General features: G+C 73.0%; 24 protein-coding genes, 1 pseudogene and 1 riboswitch. Of the genes and pseudogenes, 7 read left to right on the forward strand and 18 right to left on the reverse strand.

The features are described from left to right. The 3 genes and pseudogenes from AB0F62_RS38795 to AB0F62_RS38805 form a co-directional block, all read right to left on the reverse strand. Positions 1–95, reverse strand: a pseudogene (locus tag AB0F62_RS38795) (electron transfer flavoprotein subunit beta); the annotation flags it as partial. A 192-nt stretch (positions 96–287) separates the two neighbouring features. Next, positions 288–860 (reverse strand): flavin reductase family protein, encoded by a 573-nt coding sequence (locus tag AB0F62_RS38800; protein WP_361810553.1) that lies wholly within the window; start codon positions 858–860, stop codon positions 288–290. Between the two features lie 336 nt (positions 861–1,196). Beyond that, positions 1,197–1,610, reverse strand: a complete 414-nt coding sequence (locus AB0F62_RS38805; RefSeq protein ID WP_361810555.1) for a thioredoxin family protein — start codon at positions 1,608–1,610, stop codon at positions 1,197–1,199. Positions 1,611–1,697: 87 nt separating this feature from the next. Here AB0F62_RS38805 and AB0F62_RS38810 point away from each other — a divergent pair, with 87 nt between their 5' ends. Both AB0F62_RS38810 and AB0F62_RS38815 read left to right on the forward strand, forming a co-directional pair. Then, entirely contained in the window at positions 1,698–2,114 is a 417-nt protein-coding gene (locus AB0F62_RS38810) for a DUF4395 domain-containing protein (RefSeq protein WP_361810557.1), read from the forward strand. A gap of 140 nt (positions 2,115–2,254) precedes the next feature. Further along, positions 2,255–2,995 carry a lysophospholipid acyltransferase family protein gene (locus AB0F62_RS38815; RefSeq protein WP_361810559.1) on the forward strand — a complete coding sequence of 247 codons (741 nt, stop codon included), beginning with the start codon at positions 2,255–2,257 and terminating at the stop codon, positions 2,993–2,995. Between the two features lie 15 nt (positions 2,996–3,010). Here the strand turns inward: AB0F62_RS38815 and AB0F62_RS38820 are convergent, their stop codons facing one another. Both AB0F62_RS38820 and AB0F62_RS38825 read right to left on the reverse strand, forming a co-directional pair. Continuing rightward, entirely contained in the window at positions 3,011–3,715 is a 705-nt protein-coding gene (locus tag AB0F62_RS38820) for a phenylalanine--tRNA ligase beta subunit-related protein (protein ID WP_361810562.1), read from the reverse strand. After that, on the reverse strand, positions 3,712–4,329 hold the full coding sequence (locus AB0F62_RS38825; RefSeq protein WP_361810564.1) for a transglutaminase family protein: 618 nt from the start codon (positions 4,327–4,329) through the stop codon (positions 3,712–3,714). The genes AB0F62_RS38820 and AB0F62_RS38825 overlap by 4 nt, the downstream gene beginning before the upstream one ends. A 244-nt stretch (positions 4,330–4,573) precedes the next feature. Between AB0F62_RS38825 and AB0F62_RS38830 the strand changes: the two genes are divergently transcribed. Beyond that, entirely contained in the window at positions 4,574–5,434 is an 861-nt protein-coding gene (locus AB0F62_RS38830; RefSeq protein ID WP_361810598.1) for a DUF3048 domain-containing protein, read from the forward strand. A 3-nt stretch (positions 5,435–5,437) separates the two neighbouring features. Here AB0F62_RS38830 and AB0F62_RS38835 read toward each other — a convergent pair whose 3' ends face one another. Continuing rightward, positions 5,438–5,833 carry an STAS domain-containing protein gene (locus AB0F62_RS38835; RefSeq protein WP_361810566.1) on the reverse strand — a complete coding sequence of 132 codons (396 nt, stop codon included), beginning with the start codon at positions 5,831–5,833 and terminating at the stop codon, positions 5,438–5,440. 133 nt (positions 5,834–5,966) lie between these two features. Next, positions 5,967–7,091: a Xaa-Pro peptidase family protein gene (locus AB0F62_RS38840; RefSeq protein WP_361810568.1), complete on the reverse strand. Its 1,125-nt coding sequence runs from the start codon at positions 7,089–7,091 to the stop codon at positions 5,967–5,969. Between the two features lie 72 nt (positions 7,092–7,163). Here AB0F62_RS38840 and AB0F62_RS38845 point away from each other — a divergent pair, with 72 nt between their 5' ends. Continuing rightward, positions 7,164–7,784 carry a hypothetical protein gene (locus AB0F62_RS38845; protein WP_361810570.1) on the forward strand — a complete coding sequence of 207 codons (621 nt, stop codon included), beginning with the start codon at positions 7,164–7,166 and terminating at the stop codon, positions 7,782–7,784. Positions 7,785–8,177: 393 nt separating this feature from the next. Further along, positions 8,178–10,082: an AAA family ATPase gene (locus tag AB0F62_RS38850; protein ID WP_361810572.1), complete on the forward strand. Its 1,905-nt coding sequence runs from the start codon at positions 8,178–8,180 to the stop codon at positions 10,080–10,082. A gap of 57 nt (positions 10,083–10,139) precedes the next feature. Here the strand turns inward: AB0F62_RS38850 and AB0F62_RS38855 are convergent, their stop codons facing one another. The 11 genes from AB0F62_RS38855 to AB0F62_RS38905 form a co-directional block, all read right to left on the reverse strand. Beyond that, the gene (locus AB0F62_RS38855; protein ID WP_361810574.1) at positions 10,140–11,243 is read right to left on the reverse strand and encodes a hemolysin family protein; all 1,104 of its coding nucleotides are present in this window, start codon (positions 11,241–11,243) and stop codon (positions 10,140–10,142) included. Continuing rightward, positions 11,240–12,580, reverse strand: a complete 1,341-nt coding sequence (locus tag AB0F62_RS38860; RefSeq protein WP_361810576.1) for a hemolysin family protein — start codon at positions 12,578–12,580, stop codon at positions 11,240–11,242. The genes AB0F62_RS38855 and AB0F62_RS38860 overlap by 4 nt, the downstream gene beginning before the upstream one ends. Before the next feature lie 136 nt (positions 12,581–12,716). Next, the gene (locus AB0F62_RS38865) at positions 12,717–13,208 is read right to left on the reverse strand and encodes a PH domain-containing protein (protein WP_361810600.1); all 492 of its coding nucleotides are present in this window, start codon (positions 13,206–13,208) and stop codon (positions 12,717–12,719) included. Beyond that, on the reverse strand, positions 13,205–14,065 hold the full coding sequence (gene hisG / locus AB0F62_RS38870; protein ID WP_361810578.1) for an ATP phosphoribosyltransferase: 861 nt from the start codon (positions 14,063–14,065) through the stop codon (positions 13,205–13,207). Before hisG ends, AB0F62_RS38865 begins: the two co-directional genes overlap by 4 nt. A 74-nt stretch (positions 14,066–14,139) precedes the next feature. Beyond that, on the reverse strand, positions 14,140–14,412 hold the full coding sequence (locus AB0F62_RS38875) for a phosphoribosyl-ATP diphosphatase (protein WP_361810580.1): 273 nt from the start codon (positions 14,410–14,412) through the stop codon (positions 14,140–14,142). Positions 14,413–14,445: 33 nt separating this feature from the next. After that, positions 14,446–14,931: a 6,7-dimethyl-8-ribityllumazine synthase gene (gene ribH / locus AB0F62_RS38880; RefSeq protein WP_361810582.1), complete on the reverse strand. Its 486-nt coding sequence runs from the start codon at positions 14,929–14,931 to the stop codon at positions 14,446–14,448. An 84-nt stretch (positions 14,932–15,015) separates the two neighbouring features. Continuing rightward, entirely contained in the window at positions 15,016–16,305 is a 1,290-nt protein-coding gene (locus tag AB0F62_RS38885) for a bifunctional 3,4-dihydroxy-2-butanone-4-phosphate synthase/GTP cyclohydrolase II (RefSeq protein ID WP_361810584.1), read from the reverse strand. Further along, on the reverse strand, positions 16,302–16,955 hold the full coding sequence (locus tag AB0F62_RS38890; protein WP_361810586.1) for a nicotinamide mononucleotide transporter family protein: 654 nt from the start codon (positions 16,953–16,955) through the stop codon (positions 16,302–16,304). The genes AB0F62_RS38885 and AB0F62_RS38890 overlap by 4 nt, the downstream gene beginning before the upstream one ends. Next, positions 16,952–17,572 carry a riboflavin synthase gene (locus tag AB0F62_RS38895; RefSeq protein WP_361810588.1) on the reverse strand — a complete coding sequence of 207 codons (621 nt, stop codon included), beginning with the start codon at positions 17,570–17,572 and terminating at the stop codon, positions 16,952–16,954. Before AB0F62_RS38895 ends, AB0F62_RS38890 begins: the two co-directional genes overlap by 4 nt. Position 17,573: 1 nt before the next feature. Further along, positions 17,574–18,665 carry a bifunctional diaminohydroxyphosphoribosylaminopyrimidine deaminase/5-amino-6-(5-phosphoribosylamino)uracil reductase RibD gene (ribD, locus tag AB0F62_RS38900; RefSeq protein ID WP_361810590.1) on the reverse strand — a complete coding sequence of 364 codons (1,092 nt, stop codon included), beginning with the start codon at positions 18,663–18,665 and terminating at the stop codon, positions 17,574–17,576. Between the two features lie 171 nt (positions 18,666–18,836). Further along, a riboswitch (FMN riboswitch) is annotated at positions 18,837–18,967 on the reverse strand. Between the two features lie 438 nt (positions 18,968–19,405). Then, positions 19,406–20,611, reverse strand: coding sequence for an ROK family transcriptional regulator (locus AB0F62_RS38905; RefSeq protein ID WP_361810592.1), 1,206 nt, complete (start codon positions 20,609–20,611; stop codon positions 19,406–19,408). Positions 20,612–20,730: 119 nt separating this feature from the next. On the opposite strand from AB0F62_RS38905, the gene AB0F62_RS38910 reads away from it, so the two are divergent. Next, positions 20,731–21,948 carry an MFS transporter gene (locus tag AB0F62_RS38910; protein ID WP_361810594.1) on the forward strand — a complete coding sequence of 406 codons (1,218 nt, stop codon included), beginning with the start codon at positions 20,731–20,733 and terminating at the stop codon, positions 21,946–21,948. Positions 21,949–21,958: 10 nt separating this feature from the next. Continuing rightward, entirely contained in the window at positions 21,959–22,504 is a 546-nt protein-coding gene (locus AB0F62_RS38915) for a GNAT family N-acetyltransferase (protein ID WP_361810596.1), read from the forward strand. Positions 22,505–22,735: the final 231 nt, after the last annotated feature.

Here is a 22,735-nt window from a genome sequence, read left to right on the forward strand (position 1 = left end):
ACCGCATCCCGATCCGTGGTCAGGTCCCCGGCGAAGTGACGATCACCCGTGGCATCGGGCACATACTTCACTGCGACAACGATCCTCAAGCTCACGCCTGCTCTCCTACTGCTGCATGGGTACGTCAACTGCCCTTGTGAAGGCAGCATAGGCGCCATCGACGGCGACTCCCCGCCGGGACGCACGGCGCTCCGGCAGAAATATTACTCGTCAGTACAGCCGTCTGCTCCCCGGCGGGCAAGAGCGGTGAACTGTGACGTTGCCGACCCGCGGCCCGGGGAAGCGGCTCAGTGGCGCAGCCCGTTGTAGCGCCCGTGGTGGTAGAGCAGCGGGCGGGCCGTGTCGCCCTCGGGCGCGCCCGCCACTGCCTGGGCGACGACGATGTGGTGGTCACCGGCGGGTATGCGGGCCACCACACGGGCGACCAGCCATGCCGGAACATCCTCCAGCAGCGGTACTCCATACGGGCCGGGAGCCCATGCGGTGGGCGGCGCGAAGCGGTCGGCACCGCTGCGGGCGAAGGTGGCGGCCACCTCCTCCTGGTGCTCGCCGAGGATGTGGACGCCCACATGGGTGGCCTCCGCGACGGTGGGCCAGGCGGAGCCCGTGGTGCTGATCCCGAAGGAGAGCAGGGGCGGCTCCGCGGAGACCGAGGTGAGGGAGGTCGCCGTGAACCCCGCCGGGCGGCTGCCGGCCGCGGTGATGACGGCCACCCCGGCGGCATGGCGGCGGAAGACGGCGCGGAAGGCGGTCGAGTCGAAGGCGTCGGCCACGGCGGGCGGCGAGGACAGGGGGATCGTGGTGGGAGCGGCGCCCAGCGCTGTCGTCGTCGGCGTGCCCAGGTCGGGAGAGGCGGTCATGGAGTTGTCCTTCGTCGTGCTGTCGAACCGGAGGCGTACAGGGGCTGGGCGCTCAACGGCTCTGACAGCGGGCGCTCGCGTGCCGACCGAGGTCGACGTCGAAGCGGGAGTGGAGAAGGAGGTCTCGCGACATAGCGTCAGACTGACGATCCGGACGGTGCCGCGTCAAGGGCGGCCCGTCATCTGGGACCGGGGTCATACGCCGTGGCGGGTCGTACGCCGCACCGGGTCGTCCGCCGCACAAGCCGTACGTGGCACAGGCCGTACGCCGCCGCCCCACAGGCCTTACGCCCCACGCGCCATGGGCCGTACCGGGTCACGTCGCCGCAGCCGCGGTCACACCGCCGCGCCGAGCGCCGCGATGACGTCGGCCTTGCGCGGCTGCCCCGTCGCGCGCCGCACGATCGCGCCTCCGGCGTCGAGGACCAGCACGGTCGGCGTCTTGACGATGCCCAGCCGGCGCACCAGGTCCAGATGCGCCTCGGCGTCGATCTCCACGTGCCGCACCCCGTCGACCATGCCGGCCACCTCGCCGAGGGTGCGCCGGGTGGCCCGGCACGGAGCGCAGAAGGCGGTGGAGAACTGGAGGAGGGTGGCCCGCTCGCCGAGTTCCGCGCCGATCTCATCCGCCGTCAGCTGCTGTGCCGTGTCCTTGTCCCGCACGCGTACCCTTCCGTCCCTGCGCTTGTGGAGCACGCCGAGGATCGTCGCCGCCGCGAGTACCGCGACGCACACCGCCAGTCCCGTCATGTCCGTCCTCCCGGTCGGTAGCAGCGTTCACAGGAACGCCATGATTCCCGGGGGTCCGGGCGGCGCCCGGTCCGGAATCATGGCCACATGAGTCCTCACGCCATTGATGCCCGCGGCCCCCGCTTCGGCGCAAGCCTCACCAGTGTCGTCCTCGCCGCCGTCCTCATCACCGGCAGCGCCTGGCTGCTCGCCCTCCAGGCTGTGGTGTTCGCGGTGGGCGCCGCCGCGGGCGTGCAGAAGTCACCGTACGGCCTGCTCTACCGCGTCGCGGTACGCCCGCGGCTGGGGCCGCCGACCGAGACCGAGGACCCGGCGCCGCCGCGCTTCGCGCAAGGGGTGGGACTGGCCTTCGCGGTCGTCGGACTCATCGGTTACACCGCCGGGCTCGCGTGGCTGGGCCTGGCGGCGACGGCCTGCGCGCTCGCGGCGGCGTTCCTCAACGCCGCGTTCGGTTACTGCCTGGGATGCGAGATGTACCTGCTGGTGCGTCGTACGACCGGGTGACGTGACGAGAATCTCGCCGCGCGGCGGGCACGCGGGATGACACGGCGCCCGTTTACAGTGCACGATCAGCCGGCGGCCCAAAACCTACGGCCGCGTAACTTCCGCCGGGGGCCACCCCCTACGAAGAAGGGGCCCCACGCATGGCCGAACTCGTCTACCCGCCCGTCATCGGCTTCGCCCGCACGATGTTCAAGGTGCAGGGGCTGCGCTTCGACATCGACGGTACCGAGCATGTGCCGCGCAAGGGCGGTGCCCTGCTCGTGAGCAATCACATCGGTTACCTGGACTTCGTGTTCGCGGGCCTGACGGCGCTGCCGGCGAAGCGGCTGGTGCGCTTCATGGCGAAGGAGTCGGTGTTCCGGCACAAGGTGTCGGGGCCGCTGATGCGGGCGATGAAGCACATCCCGGTGGATCGCTCCGAGGGCATGCACGCGTACAAGCACGCGCTGGCGGCCCTGCGCTCGGGCGAGATCATCGGGGTCTTCCCCGAGGCGACCATCTCGCAGTCCTTCACCCTCAAGTCCTTCAAGTCGGGCGCCGCACGCCTCGCCATGGAGGCCGGCGTACCGCTGCTTCCGGTCGCGCTGTGGGGCACGCAGCGGCTGTGGACCAAGGGCCAGCCGCGCCAGCTCGGCCGCAACGGCTTTCCCATCGCCATCCGCGTCGGCGAGCAGATGACTCCGTCCGAGAACGAGAAGCCGGGGGCGCTGACCCGGCGGCTGCGGCTGCGGGTGCAGGAGTTGCTGGAGGACGCGCAGCGCGCGTACACCGGCCGCCCGGCGGGCCCGGAGGACCACTGGTGGCTGCCCGCACACCTGGGCGGCACCGCCCCCACCGCCGAGGACGTGGCCGCGCGGGAACGCGACGCGGCGGCCGGGTGACCCCGGGCGCTGCGGTCAGGCCGGCTCGCGCACGGTGATCTCCGCGCCGGGGTTCGACTCCCGCAGCAGACCGGCGAGTTCGTCGGCGGCGGCCCTCAGGTCGGCCAGGGGCATCGGGTCCATCCGCTCCAGGAGGAAGAGCGCGTTGACCGATTCCCCGGTGAGCCGGGTACGGATCCCCTGCCGCCAGTTCCAGCGGCGGCAGGTCACACCGCTCTCGTCGCGCCAGACGACCTCGCCGGGCTCGGGGTGCTCGACGACGGGCTCGCCGCCGGCCGCCGTCTCGAACTCCTCCTCGCCGGTGGCCCGTACCAGGGCCATGCCGCCGTGGATGTGGTCGGTGTCCTCACCGCCGACGGGGATCAGATGGGCGACGCTGATCGCGTTGTAGAGGTCCACCAGACGGTTGACGCGGGGCAGCCCGCCCTCGGCGAGGGCCCGCCGGGCCAGCGCCTCCGCGGAGTTGCGGGTACGTGAGGGCTTGGCGCCGAAGGCGGTGTACGCCGCGCGCCAGGCGGCGATGTGCGGGTCCTCGTGGGGAGCGCGGCCGTCGAGGCGCTCGGCGAGGCGGCGCGTGGCGTCGTCGAGCAGGGCCGAGCTCGCCTCGCCGCTGGGACCGTTGACCAGGCCGCGAGCCTCGACGGCGAGGTGGGTGAACCCCGGGGCGAGGGCGCGCACCGCGGGGTCGACGGTCAGGGTCAGGGGGGTGGCTGAGGTCATCGCTCTTCTGTTTCCGGTAGGTCGGTGGGCAGCAGCCGCCACAGGTGCGGCCGGTCGACAGCCTGCCGCAGGGCGGCGAGGACGGTGGGCGGCGGGGTGGCGTACAGGCCCGGGTAGTCGCGTTCGCCGAGTCCGGGGCGGGGCACCCAGGCCAGGCGCTCCTCGTGGAGGGAGAAGCGGGCGTCGACGCCGGGCTTGTTGCCGCGTGGGTCCTGCCGGGCCCAGCGGTCGTGGCCGGGCAGCTTCAGGGCGACCAGGCCGTGGACGGCGGGCTCGGCCCCGGCGTCGTCGGTGAGCCGCTGGTAGCACAGTCCGGCCGGGATGCCCTCGGCCCGCAGCAGCGCGGTCAGCGCGTGCGCCTTGGCGTGGCAGATGCCGGTGCGCCGCTCCAGGACGTCGGAGGCGCGCCATGTGACGCGCGGGTCGCCGGAGTCCGCCGAGTGGGGGATGGCGTCGCGGACGAAGGTGTAGGCCGCCTCGGCATAGTCATGCGGAACGGGGGCGTCCGCCCGCAGCCGGGCGGCGATCGCGCGCACCAGCGCGTGCTCGTGGTCGATGACCTCGTCCGCCGCGAGGAAGGCGGTCGCGTCCGCCGTCTGGGGTACCGGCTCCATGTGTCGGATACTAGGAATACGCGGAGCGATTCGGCAAATGACTTTTCCGTAGGCAGCATATCTATGCAGCACGGGGGTGGCCGTCGTGGCCCGAGCGCCCAGACGCCCCGCGAGAGCGGCGATCCTGGTCGTGCTCGCGGTGTTCACCGTGGTCCTGGTCAGCCGGGGCTGCGGTGGCAATCCGGAGGGGACACCCGGCGGGCCCTCCCCCACGTCGACGGGCTCGGCTCCCGGCACCAGCGCGATCGCCCGGTCGCCGCTCACCGGGCTGCCCGGGGGTACCGGCGGCCCCGTACTCGCCGTGAAGATCGACAACGTGGGACCCGCCCGCCCGCACACCGGGCTGGGCGAGGCCGATCTGGTCTACGTGGAGCAGGTGGAGTCCGGCCTCACCCGCCTCCTGGCCGTGTTCTCCTCCCAACTGCCGGCCCGGGTGGGCCCGGTGCGCAGCGCCCGTGAGTCGGACCTCGAGCTGCTGCGGCAGTTCGGCCGCCCCGCCCTCGCCTTCTCCGGCGCCCAGACCAGATTGCTGCCGGTGGTCGCCGCGGCGCCGGTGCACGACGTCTCGCCCGCACACGCGCCCGGCGCCTACCTCCGCGACGGCTCCCGGCAGGCCCCGCACAACCTGTACGCCGTGCCGGAGCGGCTGCTCGCCGCCGCTCCGGACGCCTCCGCCGCCCACGACATCGGCTTCCGTTTCGGCGCCGCCCCGCCGGGCGGAACCGCCGAGAGCGACCGCACCGTCCGCTACCCGAACGGCTCGGTCGGCCTGCACTGGTCGGCCGACCGGAACCGCTGGCTGGTCTCCTTCGACGGCAGCCCCGCCGTGACGACCGACGGCGGCAGGCTCGGCGCGCCGACGGTGGTCGTCCAGTACGTGACGGTCCGCCCGTCCGGCTTCCACGACCGGTGGGGGAACACCTCCCCGTACAGCGAGACCGTGGGAGCCGGCCGCGCGGTGGTGCTGCGCGACGGCAGGGCCCACGACGCCCGCTGGTCCCGGCCGGACGCGGCAGGGGGCACGCACTTCACCACACCCGACGGTCAGCCGGTGAACTTCGCCCTCGGCCCGGTCTGGATCGTGCTGGCACCGGCGCCCCGGTGAGCCTCACGCTATGGCGCCGTCCGCCGCCGAGGGGGGATCGGGGGCACCCGGGGCGGCCAGCGCCGAGGCGAGGTCGTCGTGCACGGCGAAGACCCGGATCGTACGGGTGAGCCGCAACAGCCGCAGCACACACGGGCTGTCGCCGACGATGCCGAACCGGCCGCCGCGCTCGAGGGTCCGTTTGCGCGCCCGGATGAGCACCGACAGACCGCTGCAGTCGATGAAACTCACCCCGCGCAGATCCACCACGACATCGGGCCGCGGCCCGGCGGTGGCGGCGTCCAGACGCGCGGCCGCCCGCACACCGGCGGACAGATCGAGCTCCCCCGTCAGTTCCACCACCGTGGTGCCGCCGACCACCCACTGCCGCACCCCGAAGTCATGCTCGTCCTCGAACACGCCCGGCCCCCCGACTGCCGCTTCCTGCTGGGCCCTTGACGCGCCGGCGTACGCCGCGCACTTTTGAACGCACCGCGCACACCGCCGCGTTTACGGCATACCCCCCTGCCGTACCGGGAGTCAACACATCGGACTAAACAGACAGGACGACCAGATCCCGGGAGGTCTGGTTGAGCCGCTCCCCGCCCTCGGGCGTGCACACGGCGATGTCCTCGATCCGGGCCCCGAAGCGGTCCGGGAGGTAGATGCCGGGCTCGACCGAGAACGCCATGCCCGGCTCCAGCGGGCGGGCGCTGCCCGCCACGATGTACGGCTCCTCGTGCGTCTCCAGGCCGATGCCGTGACCGGTGCGGTGGATGAAGTGCTCGCCGTAGCCGGCCGCGGCGATGAGGTCCCTGCCGATGGCGTCGAGTTCCTCCGCGGTGATCCCGGGCCGGATGGCCTCGGTCTGGGCGTGCTGGGCCCGGCGCAGCACCTCGTACATCTCGCGGAACTCGGCGGGCGGCTCCCCGACGGAGTAGGTACGCGTCGAGTCGGAGCAGTAGCCCTCCTCCGTGGTGCCGCCGATGTCGACGACGACCGGGTCGCCCGCGCGGATCACGCGGTCGGAGACCTCGTGGTGGGGGCTGGCGCCGTTGGGGCCGGAGGCCACGATGACGAAGTCGACGGTGGTGTGCCCGGCCTCGATGACGGCGTCGGCGATGTCCCTGGCAACCTCGCGCTCGGTGCGGCCGGCCCTGAGCCATTCCCCGATGCGGCGGTGCACCCGGTCGATGGCGCCCGCCGCACGGCGCAGCGCGTCGGTCTCAGCGGGCGACTTGCGCATCCGCAGCTCGCGCAGCACGTCCCCGGCCAGGCTCTGCTCGGCGCCGGGGAGGGCCGCCCGGAAGGCGAGCACCTTCTCGGCCCACATGTGGTTGTCGACGGCGATCCGCTCCGTCGCCCGCGGCAGCCGGTCCGCGACCAGCGCGTACGGGTCCTCGGTCTCGCCCCAGCCGACGATGTCGACGCCGAGCGCGCCCAGCGGTGAGGCCTCGGCACCGGGCTTCTCCAGGTGGGGCACGACGAGGAAGGGATCGCCGAGCACGGGCAGCGCCAGGCACACCAGGCGCTCGGTGAGATGCGCGTGGTACCCGGTGAGGTAGCGCAGATCGGGGCCGGGCGAGACGAGCAGCGCGTCGAGTCCCGCGTCGGCGGCGGCCTTGCGGGCGAGTTCGAGTCGCTCCGGGGGGTACAGGGGTGCGGCTGAGTCGGTCACGACTCTTACCGTAGACGCCCCTGGCACCCACCGCAGTCCATCGCGTCGGGCGCAGGTCGTAGGCTGGCTCCGATGGATCACCACCCCGGCCCCGGCGCTCTCGGCGCACTCGCCGCGCGGCTGCGCGCCCTTCCGCCGTCCTGCGGGAACGTGCGGCTCGTCGCCGTCGACGGCCACGCCGGATCGGGCAAGACCACCTTCGCCGCCGCACTGGCGTCCGCGCTGGGCGGCGCCCCCGTGGTCCACCTCGACGATCTCGCCACGCACGACGAGCTGTTCGACTGGACCGGACGCCTGCGCGAGCAGGTGCTGGAGCCGCTGCGGCGCGGCGAGACCGCCCGGCCCGCGAAGTACGACTGGGTGGCCCGCCGGTTCGGGCCGGCCCTGGAGGTGCCGCCGGCCCCGTTGGTCCTGCTGGAGGGAGTGGGCGTGGGCCGCCGCGAGCTGCGGCCCCGGCTCGCGCACCTGCTCTGGCTGGCCGTGTCCCGGGACACGGCACGGGAGCGCGGCGAGCGCCGCGACGGTCCCGGGCTGGCCGGCTTCTGGGCCGGGTGGATGCGCGCACAGGACGCGCACTTCGCCGCCGACCCCTCCCGGCCGTTCGCCGATCTGCTGGTGCTGCAGCGTCCCGACGGGTACGAGGTACGGGAACAGCCCACCGGGACACCGCGGACGCATACGTTCCGTCACTGACCGTGATCGCTTGCAGCCGGTGCGCTGCACCCCCGCGACGGCCGCCGGAGAGTGCCCCAAGGCGGCTTGACCGGGGAGCAGTACAGGACTTACGTTCTGAATGCGCGGTCATCGGCGACCGCCCCCTGACGCGAAGCCCCCGGTTGTTCCCCCGTGACCGGGGGCTTCGTTCTGGCCACAGCGCGTGATCCGGTGCCGTACGGCGGTGAATTGTTCACCCAGGGTCACCGTCCGCGTGGCTCTACGGCCCGGGCGGCCCACGCGGGTACGATGCCCTCGGGGGGCGCCGTCCTGCGAAGGCCGTGTCCACCCGACACCAACTCCCGTTCCACGTAACCTGGTTGGAGCGGCGAACGGCGGGCGGTACCGGGGGGAACGGCTGGTGGGGACCTGATGGACTTCGGCACAGAGCATTCCGGCGCCCCCGCCGATCTGGCCTGGATGCGGGCCGTCGAGGCCTACACCATGGGCGCCTACACGCAGGCCGAGGAGGAGTTCCGGGCGGCGGTCCGGCTGGACCCGGGCATGGCGGACGCCTGGCTGGGGCTGCACGCGCTGCGGGCGGACACCTCGACCGCGCTGCTGCAGATGCACCGGCACCGCGACCGCTTCGGCGAGCAGCGCAGCGCGCACCGCCGCTCCATGAACTCCTGGTACTGGCTGGGCTGGTGGGTGCAGCCCGTACTCGAGACCCGGCGCGACCTGCTGCTCGCGCACGCCTCGCACTGGCTCGACGGCCGCCACATCGCGGAGCTGGACCGGGCCCTGGCCGAGTGCCCGCCGGTCGACACCGATCCGCACGTCCGCTTCCTGCACGCCTGCCGCGCCTATCTGGTCAAGGACTGGGACCAGTTGGTACGGCACACCGAACCACTCCTGGCCGACCAGGTCCTGGGCATCGAGGCCGGCCTCTTCGGCGGTATGGCCCGGGTCCGGCTGGAACTGTACGGGCAGGCCGAACCGCTGCTGGCCACCGCACTGATGCGCTGCCGCAGCGAGCAGCCGCAGCGCAAAGAACTGCGCTACTGGCTGGCCCGCGCGTACGAGGGCACCGGCCGCACCGCCGCCGCGCTCCCCCTCTACCAGGCCGTCCACCGCGTCGACCCGGCGTTCATGGACACCGCCGCCCGGCTCGCCGCGATCGACGAGACCGACGGCCTGACCGACGGGACCGCCGATCTGGCCTCCGTCACCCTGCAGGGCTACGGCCAGGCCGCCCCCGACGGGCTGCCGCCCGAGCCCGATCCGCTCGACACCCGTACCGGAGCGGCCGCCATGCCGGGCGGCCTCGGGGCGAACTCGGTCCTGGACGATCCGCTGGGCACGCTCGGCCCGATCGACGACGACATCCGGGAGAAGGCGATCCTGCCGGTCTCCCCCATCGCGCCGCAGGTCCCGGTCGCGGCCCCGGACCCGGTGCTCCTCGCCCAGGCGCTGGCCGAACTCGACCGCATGGTCGGCCTGGAGCCGGTCAAGCGCCAAGTGCGTGCGCTGTCGGCGCAGTTGCGCATGGCGCGGCTGCGCGCGGGGCAGGGCCTGCCGGTGCAGCCGCCCAAGCGGCACTTCGTCTTCTCCGGCCCCTCGGGCACCGGCAAGACCACGGTGGCGCGCATCCTCGGCCGGGTCTTCTATGCCCTCGGCCTGCTGGGCGGCGACCATCTGGTCGAGGCGCAACGCGCCGATCTCGTGGGCGAGTTCCTCGGACAGACGGCCGTCAAGGCCAATGAGCTGATCGACTCGGCGCTCGGCGGGGTGCTCTTCGTCGACGAGGCGTACGCGCTGTCCAACTCCGGCTACAGCAAGGGCGACGCCTACGGCGACGAGGCCCTGCAGGTCCTGCTGAAGCGCGCCGAGGACAACCGCGACCGCCTGGTCGTCATCCTCGCCGGGTACCCCGAGGGCATGGACCGCCTGCTCGCCGCCAACCCGGGCCTCGGCTCCCGCTTCACCACCCGGGTCGACTTCCCCAGCTACCGGCCGCACGAGCTGACCAGCATCGGCGAGGTCCTCGCCGCCGACAACGGCGACCGCTGGGACGACGAGGCCCTGGAGGAGCTGCTCGCCATCAGCGGCCATGTCGTCGAGCAGGGCTGGATCGACGAGCTGGGCAACGGCCGCTTCCTTCGCACCCTGTACGAGAAGAGCTGTGCCTACCGCGATCTGCGGCTGTCCGGCTACGCGGGGCCGCCCTCCCGGGACGACCTCTCGACGCTGCGGCTGCCCGACCTCATGCAGGCGTACGGCGAGGTGCTGACGGGCCGCGGCCCGGGGCTGCCCCCGCCCGAGCCGCTGGAGTGAGCGACGGCCGAGGGGCCCGGACGGCAGCGCCCGAGCCCCTCGGCCACCGGTTCTCCGTCAGCCGGCCATCACCCGCGACGGGGACGCGACCTCGTCGGCCTCCCCCGCGACGCGGTTCTCCCGGGACTCCGCGATCTCGCGGTGGGCCGGGTCTCGGACCTCGCCCACCAGCATCTCCAGGACGTCCTCCAGGGCCACCAGCCCCAGGACCCGTCCGCCGGAGTCCGCGACCGCCGCGAGGTGGGACGCGGCCCGCCGCATCTGGGTGAGCGCGTCGTCCAGCGGCAGCTCCGCGCGGAGGGTGGCCATCGGACGCCACAGCCGCGCGGGCACGGGCCGGCCGGTGTCCTCCAGGTCGAGGACGTCCTTCACATGCAGATAGCCCAGGTAGACACCGTCCGGACCGGCCACGGGGAAGCGGGAGTAGCCGGTGCGCACGGTCAGCTCCTCGACCTCGGCCGGGGTGACCGACGCGTCGACCGTCACCAGCTCCTCCGGGGAGAGCAGGACGTCCGTGACCGGGCGGGTGCCCAGCTCCAGGGCGTCCTCCAGACGTTCCTGGGCGTCGTCGTCGAGGAGTCCGGCCTGCCGCGCGTCCTCGACGAGCACGGTCAGCTCCTCGCTGGTGAAGACCGCGTCGATCTCGTCCTTGGGCTCGACCCGGAAGAGCCGCAGCACCAGCTTGGCGCACCAGCCGAGCACGGCGATGACCGGCCGGAAGAGCCGGGCGAAGCCGACCAGTCCCGGACTGAGCCACAGCGCGGTCTTCTCGGGCGCCGCCATCGCCAGGTTCTTCGGGACCATCTCGCCGATGACGAGGTGGAGGAAGACCACGAGGGCGAGCGCGATGACGTACCCGAGCGGGTGGATCAGCCCCTCGGGCAGGTGGATCGCCTCGAAGGCCGGCTCCAGCAGATGGGCGACGGTCGGCTCGGCGACCGCACCGAGCGTCAGGGAGCAGACCGTGATGCCGAACTGGGCGGCCGCCATCATCTGCGGCAGGTTCTCCAGACCGTGCAGGACGGTACGGGCCCGCCGCTGCGTGCCGGCGAGCGGCTCGATCTGGCTGCGCCGTACGGAGACCAGCGCGAACTCGGCGCCGACGAAGAAACCGTTGCCCAGCACCAGCAGGCCGGCGAAGAACAGTTGGAGGAAGCTCATCGCCCGCCCTCCTGCCCGGCCTCGGACGCCTCGAACCCGACGCGCACCAGGCGAACCCTTTCGGCACGGTGGTGCGCGACCTCGCGCACCCTCAGTTCCCAGCCGGGCAGCACCGCGGTGTCACCCGGTTCGGGAATCCGTTCGAGGAGGTCGGCGACGAGGCCGGCCACCGTCTCGTACGGCCCCTCGGGGGCCTCGAGCCCTATCCGCTCCAGCAGGTCTATCCGGCAGCCGCCGTCGGCGTCCCAGACCGGGTTGCCGTTCTCCGCGGGGGCGGCCGCCAGCTCGGGGAGGTCCGCGCCGTCGTGCTCGTCGCGGACCTCGCCGACGAGTTCCTCCACGATGTCCTCCAGCGTGACGACGCCGGCCGTGCCGCCGTACTCGTCCACCACGACGGCGATCGGCTGCTCCCGGCGGAGCTGCTCCAGCAGGGGCTGCACCGGCAGCGTCTCGGGGACGAGCAGCGGGGCGACCGCGATCCGGCCGACCGGGGTGCGGTCGCGCAGGTGGGCGGGGACCGAGAGCGCGTCCTTCAGGCTGGCCATGCCGACGATGTCGTCCAGCCGCTCCCGGTAGACCGGGAAGCGGGACAGCCCGGTGGCCCGGGTGAGGTTGAGCACGTCGGCGGCGGTGGCGGTGTCCTGCAGGGCGCTGACCCGCACGCGCGGGGTCATGACGTTCTCCGCGGTCAGGTCGCCGAGCGAGATCGTGCGGACGAACAGGTCCGCGGTGTCCTGCTCGATCGCCCCGGCACGGGCGCTGTGGCGGGCCAGGGAGACCAGTTCGGTGGGGGTGCGCGCGGAGGCCAGCTCCTCGGCGGGCTCCACGCCCAGCGCCCGCACCAGACGGTTCGCGGCCGCGTTGAGCGCCTCGATGACCGGGCGGAACACGGCGGAGAAGGCACGTTGCGGCCCGGCGACGAAGCGGGCCACCTCCAGTGGACGGGACACCGCCCAGTTCTTGGGCACGAGCTCGCCGATGACCATCTGGACGGCCGAGGCGAGGATCATCCCGATCACGACCGCCACGGCGGGTGCCGCGCCCTCGGGCACGCCTATCGACATGAGCGGTCCGGCGAAAAGGTCGGCGAGGGCCGGCTCGGCCAGCATGCCCACGACCAGCGAGGTGATCGTGATGCCGAGCTGGGTGCCCGAGAGCTGGAAGGAAAGCTTGCGCAGCGCCTCCACGACGCTGCGGGCCCTGCGGTCTCCGGCGGCGGCGGCGCGTTCCGCGGCCGGCCGCTCGACGGTCACCAGGCCGAACTCGGCGGCGACGAAGAAGCCGTTCGCGAGGATCAGGACGAAGGCTGCCGCGAGCAGCAGCAACGAGGCGCTCATGCCGCCCCTCCCCTATGTCGGGTGGGAGAGGCGGCGCAGGTACTACCGGACGATCCGTCCATCGTGGATTGGGTGTCACTCCTCGGGTCGTTGCGAAGGTTCCAGAGTAATGAAGAAGCGGGCCGCGGCGGCAGGTCTAGTGCTCCGTCGGGTTGCCCGTACCGTACGCCTCCGTGAGGGCGCGCAGGGCGCGCGCGTCGCGCAACGCGCGGCCGCGCCCGATTCCGGGCTGGATTCCCATGGCGGCCAGGCTGGTGCCGTCCGCCAGATCGAGGTACACCCACGGATCGCCGGGGCGCAGATTCACCCGGACGACCTGCGCCCACGCCAGCCTGCGCCTGGTCGTCAGGTTGACGACGGTGACGCCGTCGCGGTCGGCGGCCACCTTGGGGCGGCTGAGCAGCACGAGCACACCGGTGACCAGCAGTCCGGTGCACACGAGCCAGACCCGGTCGGAGGTGTGCCAGGGGCGTGCGCCGTCCGCGGGGAGCAGGATCGCGATCGCGACGAAGGCCGCGAGCAGCCCGGCACCCAGGCCCAGCAGCACCGCGCGGGTGCGGGCGGGCCGGAAGGTGACGGGCAGCTCGGGACGGTCCGCGGACAGGGCGGGCGCGCCGGGCGGGGTCAGAGACGGCACGCGTGGATTCCGGTGGTGAGGATGGCACGCGCGCCGAGGTCGTAGAGCTCGTCCATGATCCGCTGGGCCTCGCGGCTGGGCACCATGGCGCGCACGGCGACCCAGCCCTCGTGGTGCAGCGGGGAGACGGTCGGCGACTCCAGGCCGGGCGTGAGGGCGATGGCCTTCTCCACGTGCTCGACGCGGATGTCGTAGTCCATCATCACGTAGCGGCGGGCCACCAGGACGCCCTGGAGGCGGCGCAGGAACTGCTGCACCTTCGGCTCGGCCGCCGCGTCCTCGCCGCCGGCACCGACCCGGCGGACGACGACGGCCTCGGAGTCGAGGATCGGCTGCCCGATGACCTCCAGGCCCGCGTTGCGCAGCGAGGTGCCCGTCTCGACGACGTCGGCGATGACCTGCGCCACACCGAGGTGGATGGAGGTCTCGACCGCGCCGTCGAGGCGGACGACGGAGGCGTCCACCGCGTGGTCGGCGAGGTGCTTCTTGACGACCTCCGGGTAGGAGGTGGCGATCGTCATCCCGCCGAACTCCTTCACGTCCGTCACCGTGCCGGGCACGGTGGCGTAGCGGAAGGTCGAGCGGGCGAAGCCGAGCTGCATGATCTCCTCGGCGTTGGCTCCGGAGTCCAGCAGCAGGTCGCGGCCGGTGATGCCGATGTCGAGACGGCCCGAACCGACGTAGATGGCGATGTCGCGCGGGCGCAGGTAGAAGAACTCGACGTCGTTGTCGGTGTCGACGAGGACGAGTTCCTTGCTGTCCTTGCGCTGGCGGTAGCCGGCCTCATGCAGCATCGCCGACGCAGGTCCGGACAGTGAACCCTTGTTGGGGACGGCGATGCGCAGCATGAGAGCGTTCCTTTGCGGCTCGGGTGTGGGTGGGCGGGGCGGGCGTACGGCGGCTCTGCTTCGCGATGATCCGCTCAGAGGTGAGCGTATACGTCGTCGAGGCCGATGCCCCGGGCGACCATCATCACCTGGAGGTGGTAGAGCAGCTGGGAGATCTCCTCCGCGGTGCGGTCGGCGCCCTCGTACTCGGCTGCCATCCACACCTCGGCGGCCTCCTCGACCACCTTCTTGCCGATCGCGTGCACTCCCTTGCCGACCAGTTCGGCGGTGCGGGAGGTGCTGGGGTCGCCGGTGGCGGCCTTGTGCTGGAGCTCGGTGAAGAGCTCCTCGAATGTCTTCTTGGCCATGGTGGTCCCACCCTACGCGGAAGTGCCCCTACCTCAGCGCCACGGCTCGGATACTGAACGCAGGACGGTCGCGGTGGCGATCGCGGCGGTGACGGCCTCGTGCCCCTTGTCCTCGTTCGAACCGGGCAGTCCGGCACGGTCCAGGGCCTGTTCCTCGGTGTCGCAGGTGAGCACGCCGAAGCCGATCGGCACGCCGGTGTCGATCGAGACCTGCGTCAGGCCCTGGGTGACGCCCTGGCAGACGTACTCGAAGTGCGGCGTGCCGCCGCGGATGACGACGCCGAGGGCGACGACCGCGTCGTAGCCGCGGCTCGCCAGCACCTTGGCGGCGACCGGCAGTTCGAAGCTGCCCGGGACCCGCAGCAGGGTGGGCTCGTCGATGCCCAGGTCGCTCAGGGCGCGCAGCGCGCCGTCGACCAGCCCGTCCATCACCTGCTCGTGCCACTGGGCCGCGATCACGGCCACACGCAGGTCGCCGCAGTTCTTCACGGTCAGCTCGGGGGCGCCCTTACCGCTCACGTGCGTCTTCTCCTTGCTCGTTCTTGCTGTGCTTGTTCCGGGGTTCCGGGGTTCCGGAGTCCCGGGGGATTCGTGGGGGCGGACCTACTGGCCGGCGCAGGCCCCGGTGGGGGCCGGGTCCAGCCACGGCAGGTCGTGGCCCATGCGGTCCCGCTTGGTGCGCAGATACCGCAGATTGTGCTCGCCCGCCGCTATCGGCATGGCGACGCGCTCGACGACCTTCAGGCCGTGGCTCTGGAGGGCGTCGGTCTTGTCCGGATTGTTGGTCATCAGGCGCAGGGACCGCACGCCGAGGTCGGCGAGCATCTGGGCGGCGGCGCCGTAGTCGCGGGCGTCGGCCGGCAGTCCGAGTTCGAGGTTGGCGTCGAGGGTGTCGCGGCCGCGCTCCTGGAGTTCGTACGCGCGCAGCTTGGACATCAGGCCGATGCCGCGGCCCTCGTGGCCGCGGAGGTAGACCACGACGCCCCGGCCCTCGGCCGCAACCCGTTCGAGTGAGGCCTGGAGCTGCGGTCCGCAGTCGCAGCGCAGCGAGTGGAAGACGTCGCCGGTGAGGCACTCGGAGTGGACCCGGACGAGGACGTCCTCGCCGTCGCCGATCTCGCCGGCCGCCAGCGCGATGTGCTCGACGCCGTCGACGGTGCTGCGGTAGCCGTACGCGCGGAAGTCGCCGAAGGCGGTGGGCAGCCGGGTCTCGGCCTCCCGGCGCACGGTGGGCTCGGCGCCACGGCGGTAGGCGGTCAGGTCCTCGATCGAGATGATGGCCAGGCCGTGCTTGCGCGCGAAGAGCATGAGCTGGGGCAGCCGGGCCATGGTGCCGTCGTCGTTGGCGATCTCCACGATGGCCGCGGCCGGCCGCAGTCCGGCGAGCCGGGCCAGGTCGACGCCGGCCTCGGTGTGACCGTTGCGGGTGAGGACGCCGCCGGGCTTGGCGCGCAGCGGGAAGACGTGGCCGGGCCGGACGAAGTCGCCGGAGACGGAGTCGCCGGAGGCGAGCAGCCGGATGGTGGTGGCCCGGTCGGCGGCGGAGATGCCGGTGGTGACCCCGTGCACGGCGCTCGCGTCGACGGAGACCGTGAACGCGGTCTGCATGGACTCGGTGTTGGAGCTCACCATCTGCGGCAGGTCGAGCCGGTCGAGGTCCGGCTCCTCCATGGGAACGCAGATCAGGCCGCGGCACTCGCTCATCATGAAGGCGACGATCTCCGGGGTGGCCTTCTCGGCCGCGATGATGAGGTCGCCCTCGTTCTCGCGGTTCTCGTCGTCCACGACGACGACGGGCCGGCCGGCCGCTATGTCGGCGATGGCACGCTCGACGGGGTCGAGGACGATCGGGGCGTCCTCCGCCACGTAGAGGCTGTGCAGTGCGGTGGTCATGCGGCCGCTCCTTCCAGGACGGGCCCGCCGTGCCGCGGGACCCGGGTCTGCTGCCACCAGGCGTACATGCCGGCGATCACGAGAACGAAGTAGATGACGTAGACGAGCGCGGAGAACTTCAGGTCGCTGTTCCAGGCCAGGGGTACGCCGACCGCGTCGACGGCGAGCCAGGCGAACCAGAACTCCACCCAGCCCCTGGCCATGGCCACCATCGCGGCGACGGTGCCGACGAAGATGTAGGCGTCCGGCCAGGGGTTCCAGGACAGCGACGGGTAGAGGGTGAAGAGGCCGACGACCGCGAACAGTCCGGCCGCCGTACCGGCGACCAGCACGCCCCGCTCGCGCCAGGTGGCGAAGCGGACCCGGATCTCGCCGCCGTCGCGGGCGCCGCGCCGCCACTGGAACCAGCCCCAGACGGCGACGCCGATCACCAGCAACTGCTTTCCGACGCCGCCGGTGAGCTGCGCCGACCAGTACGCGGCGACCAGCACCACGCCGGAGAGCAGCTGGACGGGCCAGGCCCACACCGAGCGGCGCCAGCCGAGCGCGAGACCGGCGAGGCCGAGGCCGTTGCCGACCACGTCGGTCCACTTGAAGTGCTCACCGAAGGCGGAGAAGGCGACACTGTTCAGGGTGTCGAGGGCGCTCATTCCGCCGGAGCCCCCTTCGGCGCCCCGGCCCGCTCCCCGTACAGCCGCTCGACGTACTTGGCGATCACGTCGACCTCGAGGTTCACCGGGTCGCCGGCCTGCTTGAAGCCGAGCGTGGTGAGGGCGAGGGTGGTCGGGATCAGGCTGACGGAGAAGAAGTCGGGACCGGCCTCGACGACGGTGAGGCTGATGCCGTCGACGGTGATCGAGCCCTTCTCGACGACGTAGCGGGACAGCTCCGCCGGGAGCGAGATCCTCACGATCTCCCAGTGCTCGGCGGGGGTGCGGGAGATGACCGCGCCCGTGCCGTCGACATGGCCCTGGACGAGGTGGCCGCCGAGACGGCCGCCGAGCGCCATGGGGCGCTCCAGGTTGACCCGGCTCCCGGGGTGCAGCGCGCCGAGGCTGGAGCGCTTGAGGGTCTCGGCCATCACGTCGGCGGTGAACTCGCCGTCCGCGGTGTCCACGACGGTGAGGCACACCCCGTTGACCGCGATCGAGTCGCCGTGCTTGGCGCCCTCGGTGACGACCGGACCCCGCAGACGGAAGCGGGAGGCGTCGCCCAGGTCCTCGACGGCGACGACGTCGCCCAGCTCTTCGACGATTCCGGTGAACACGTCAGTTCTCCTCAGTGCGGCTCGGGTAGGCAGTAATACGCAGGTCGGGGCCGATCCGTTCGATCTCGGCGACGTCGAGCCGCAACGCGTGCGCGATGGTGGTGATTCCCGCGTCCCCCAGGGCCGCGGGTCCGGCCCCCAGGAGGGCCGGTGCGAGATAGCCGACGACCTTGTCGACGGCCCCGGCGGCGACGAAGGCGCCGGCCAGGGTCGGGCCGCCCTCCAGGAGGACGGAGCGGACACCGCGGCCGTACAGCTCGGCGAGCAGTGCGGGGACCGCGACACCGCTGCCGGTGCGGGGGAGGCGTGCGACGTCGACGCCCGGCAGGTGGCCGGTGTCGGCGTCCTCGGCGACGGCGACCAGGGTCGGGGCGGTGTCGTCCAGCACCCGGGCGCCGGGGGTGATCTTGGCGTTGGTGTCGACGACGACCCGCAGGGGCTGGGTGAAGGTGCCCGTCACGCCGCGTACGGCCAGGTGGGGGTCGTCGGCGCGCAGGGTGCCCGAGCCGACCACGACGGCGTCGGACTCGGCGCGCAGCCGGTGGACGTCGGCGCGGGAGGCGGCGGAGCTGATCCAGCGGCTGGTGCCGTCGGCGGCGGCGATCCGGCCGTCGAGGGTGCTCGCGTACTTCCACAGCACGAAGGGCCGCTGTTCGCGGGAGGCGGTGAGCCACACCTCGTTGCCGCGGGCGGCCTCCGCCTCCAGCAGCCCGCTCTCCACGTCGACACCGGCGGCGGCCAGCGTCGCGCCGCCTCCGGTGGCGGCGGGCGTGGGGTCCGCGACGGCGTAGACGACGCGGGAGACCCCGGCCGCGATCAGGGCCTGGGCGCAGGGGCCGGTGCGGCCGGTGTGGTTGCAGGGTTCGAGGGTGACGACCGCGGTGCCGCCGCGGGCGGCGTCGCCGGCCTCGCGCAGGGCGTGGACCTCCGCGTGGGGGCCGCCCGCCTGCCGGTGCCAGCCCTCGCCGGCGATCTCTCCGCGGGCGTCGAGGATCACGGCGCCGACGACGGGGTTGGGGCTCGTGGAGCCGAGACCGCGTGCGGCGAGCTCAACAGCCCGGCGCATCGCGTCGGCTTCACCGGATGTGGCCACCGGGTCCTCCTGCCTCTTCGGGCACGGACTCCGGGGCTGCGCTGGGCACAGAGCGGACACAGGGCTCCGGGAACGCCGGGGTCGGAGTGGGGCCGCGCGCATCCGTGTCACCCGAATCCGGGGGACACACACCCGCGCCGCCGCCGACGGCGGCGTACCGATGCCCGTCCGCCGCGCACTGCCTCCCATCCGGACTTTAACCGTCGGTCCAGGAATTTCACCTGGTCAACCGGCCGCTGGATGCGGACGGGTCGCGGACTGTAACCGCCGGTTCGGATTTTCACCGACCCCGGAGTGCGCTGAACGTCACTGGTACTTCCCCACCAGTCTGCCATGAAGGTTCCTTGCGGATGCAAGGGATTGCTGTGGATTGGCTCACACGAGTTCGGCCGGCGCCCGCCCGGTCATCGGCACGGCGGCCGCGACCACCGGTCAACGCGCCCTGCGAAAAGGGCCGTTGAGGGGAACATCGCGCCTGGATCACGCCCGGTGGGAGCCGTGTCGTCCGCGCCGGATGTTCGGCGTCCTGCCGGCGCGGGCCGCCGGCTCGGGGCAGGCCCCCGCGGAGGTGCGCCCCGCGGCCACACCGCTCGCGCAAACCCCCGTCGCCTCGGCGGACTTCGTGACGCACCGGCCCGGTGGGGACACCGGCCTGCAGGCCCGTGGGGCACCCGCGTCCCAACCCCCACCACCGGAGGGCCGGATGGCCGGCGCCGGGCGGCGCGACGCCGGGCCGGAACTCACCCCTCCGGTGCGAACAGCGCGTCCTGTGCGGCGTCCATCGCCGACAGCACCGCGCCGCGCAGCACCGCGCTGCCCGCGACGGTCCCCGCCCGCACCTCGGTCGGCAGCGGGGACATGCGTGCGAGCCGCTCCTCGACCCGCGCCGCCAGATCCTCGCCGCCCGCCCGGCCCATCTCTCCGCCGAGCACCACACAACCGGGATCGAGCACGGCGCTCACGGCGGCCACCCCGATCACCACGCGGTCCGCCAGCGCGTCGAGGAAGAGCTCGCCCTGCTTGCCGTCCGCGCGGGCGGCGGTCACGACCGCCTCCGCCGCCGCGGCGTCGTCGTCCCCGGACACCGGCAGCCCGTGCGAGCGCGCCAGAGCGCACACCGCCGCGCTGCCCGCCAGCGAATGGAATCCGCCCTCGCACCCGCTCGCGGTCGGCAGCTGGAAAGTGCCGGGCACCGGGAGGAAGCCGATCTCCCCCGTACCGCCCGACGCGCCGCGCCGGAGCACCCCGCCGAGCACCACGGCGGCACCGACACCGTGGCCCAGCCACAGCAGGACGAAGTCCTCGCGGTCGCGCACGGCGCCCAGGCGCCGCTCGGCGACGGCCGCCAGGTTGACCTCGTTCTCCAGCAGCACCGGCAGCGAGAGCCGCCTGCGCAGCTCCGCGACGAGCGCCGAGTGCCAGGCCGGCAGCTGCCCGGTGGCCCGCAGCTCGCCGGTGGCCGGGTCGATCAGTCCGGGCGCGCCGATCGCGACGGTGTGCAGCGCGGCGGCGCCGGCGGTACGCGCGGTCCGTTCGAGCAGCGCCACCGAGCGCCGCACCGTGCGCTGCGGATCACCGAGCGGGTCCACCGGCAGCACCGCGCTGCCGATGACGTTCCCCAGCAGGTCGGCCACCTCGAGCGCCACGCTGTGGGTACGGACGTCGAAGGCGGCCAGATGCGCCCGGTCGGCGACGATTCCGTAGACGCGCGCGTTCGGGCCGCGCCGGTCGGCTCCCGTCTCGCCGACCACGGTGATCAGCCCGGCCTCCTGGAGCCGCTCGACCAGGTCGGCGACGCTCGGCCGGGACAGCCCGGTCAGCGTCTTGAGCTGGGCCGCGGTCAACGGCCCCTCGCGCTGCAGCAGTTCCAGTGCCAGCCGGTCGTTGATCGCGCGGGCCGTGCGGGGTGAGGCGGTGCGCCCGGCATGGGATCGGATGGCGGTCATGGACGGATCCTTCCAGAAGCCGTCCCCCGGGTGTGAGGGGCGCCTGAGGGCAGTCTATCTTTCAGGAAGCCTGCCTGATAATTTATGTCCATCGCGGCGGGACCGGACTGGGAGGGAACATGCCGAAGACCTCGACGAGGAAGACCGAGCCCCGGCTGCGGCGTGCCCATCTCGCGATCGCCGCGGTCTTCGCCGTCCACGGCGCGGTGACCGGCAGCTTCGCCACCCGCATCCCCTGGATCCAGGAGCACGCGGGCCTCAGCGCCGGACAACTCGGCTTCGCCCTGGTCTTCGCGGCCGTCGGCGCCTCGGTGGCGATGCCGCTGGCCGCCCGCATCGCCCACCACCTGGGCGCGCGCAACGCCCTGCGCCTCCTGCTGGGCCTGTGGTGTGCCTCGCTGGCGCTGCCCGCCCTCGCCCCCGGGCTGGGGTGGCTGTGCGGGGCGATGCTCGTGTACGGGGCCTCGGCCGGCATGGCCGACGTCGTCATGAACGCCCAGGGCGTGGAGGTCGAGGAGCGCCTCGGCCGCTCGATCATGTCCGGGCTGCACGGCATGTGGAGCGCCGGCACCCTGCTCGGCTCCCTCTTCGGCGTCATGGCGGCCCACACCGAACTCGACGCGCGCGTCCACCTGTCCGCCGCAGCTCTCCTGCTCGTCGTCCTCGGCCTGCTGGCCTGCGGCGGAGTGCTCGACCTGCGGCCCTCCCCGTCGGAGGAGGCCCCCGCGCGCTTCGCCCTGCCGCCGCGCGCGGCCCTGGTCATCGGCGCCATCGGCTTCTGCGCCGTCTTCGCCGAGGGCGCCAGCATGGACTGGAGCGCGGTCTACCTCCGCGACATCGCGGGCGCCTCCCCCGGCGTCGCCGCCGCCTCGTACACCGCCTTCGCCTGCACCATGGCCGTCTCCCGGCTCGCCGGCGACCTGGTCGTCCGCCGTTTCGGGCCGGTCCGCACCGTACGCTTCGGCGGTCTGCTCGCCACGGTGGGCGGCATCCTCGTGGCCACCGCGTTCACGCAGGTCACCGCCATCGTGGGGTTCGCCCTCATCGGCGTGGGCATCGCCGTCGTCGTACCGCTGTGCTTCGCCGCGGCGGGACGCAGCGGACCCAACCCCAGCCAGGCCATCGCGGGCGTCGCCACGGTCACCTACACCTCCGGGCTCGTGGCCCCGGCCGCCATCGGCTCCATCGCGCAGGCCAGCTCCCTGCAGATCTCCTTCGGCCTCGTCACCATGCTGGCCGCGGGGCTCGCCATCGGTGCGGGCGTGCTGCGGACCGCGGGCGGGGTCACCGTGGAGCGCGACCGCAATCCCGTGGCGGCGACGGCACCGCAGCCCTAGCGTGCCGGTCATGCGGATCTTCCTGGAGACGGAGCGGCTGCGGCTGCGGCACTTCACCGACACCGACGCGGACGCGGAACTGCTCGTCGCGCTCGACAGCGACCCCGAGGTCATGCGCTACCTGGGCAACGGCCGCCCCACGCCCTCCGACGTGATCCGGCACGAGGTGCTGCCCCGCTTCGCGCGCTCCAGCGTCTGGGCGGCGGAGGAACTGTCCACCGGGCAGTTCGTCGGCTGGTTCGCCCTGACGCCGCGCCCCGAGGGCCCCGCGGACGACCTCGAACTCGGCTACCGCCTGCGGCGCGCGGCCTGGGGCCGCGGCTACGCCACGGAGGGGTCCCGCGCGCTGATCCACAAGGCCTTCACCGACCTGGGCGCGGGGCGCGTGTACGCGGAGACGATGTTCGTCAACGCGGGGTCGCGGCGGGTGATGGAGAAGGCGGGGCTGAGGTTCGTCCGGGTCTTCCACGAGGCGTGGGACGAGCCGTTGCCGGGGGCGGAGCAGGGGGAGGTCGAGTACGCGCTGACGCGCGAGGGGTTTGTGGGGGCGGGGTAGTTGTGCGGCGCCGCTGTCGTGTGCGGCGCCGCTGTGGTTTCTGTTGGGGGTCCCCCACCCTCCCGCCCGATTGCCCGGCGCGGTCAGTGACCGCGCCGCTGCGTGTGGGGGTGGGCCGGGTGCGGGGCCTCCGGGGTGGGCATTCTGGACCGCATATTTATGTGCATGGCGGGCGGTACTTGTTGTGCCGTCTGTGCCGCACAACAAATACACGTAAGTGTCCAGAACGCC

It is taken from the genome of Streptomyces sp. NPDC026673 (assembly GCF_040638135.1).
Taxonomy (GTDB): domain Bacteria; phylum Actinomycetota; class Actinomycetes; order Streptomycetales; family Streptomycetaceae; genus Actinacidiphila.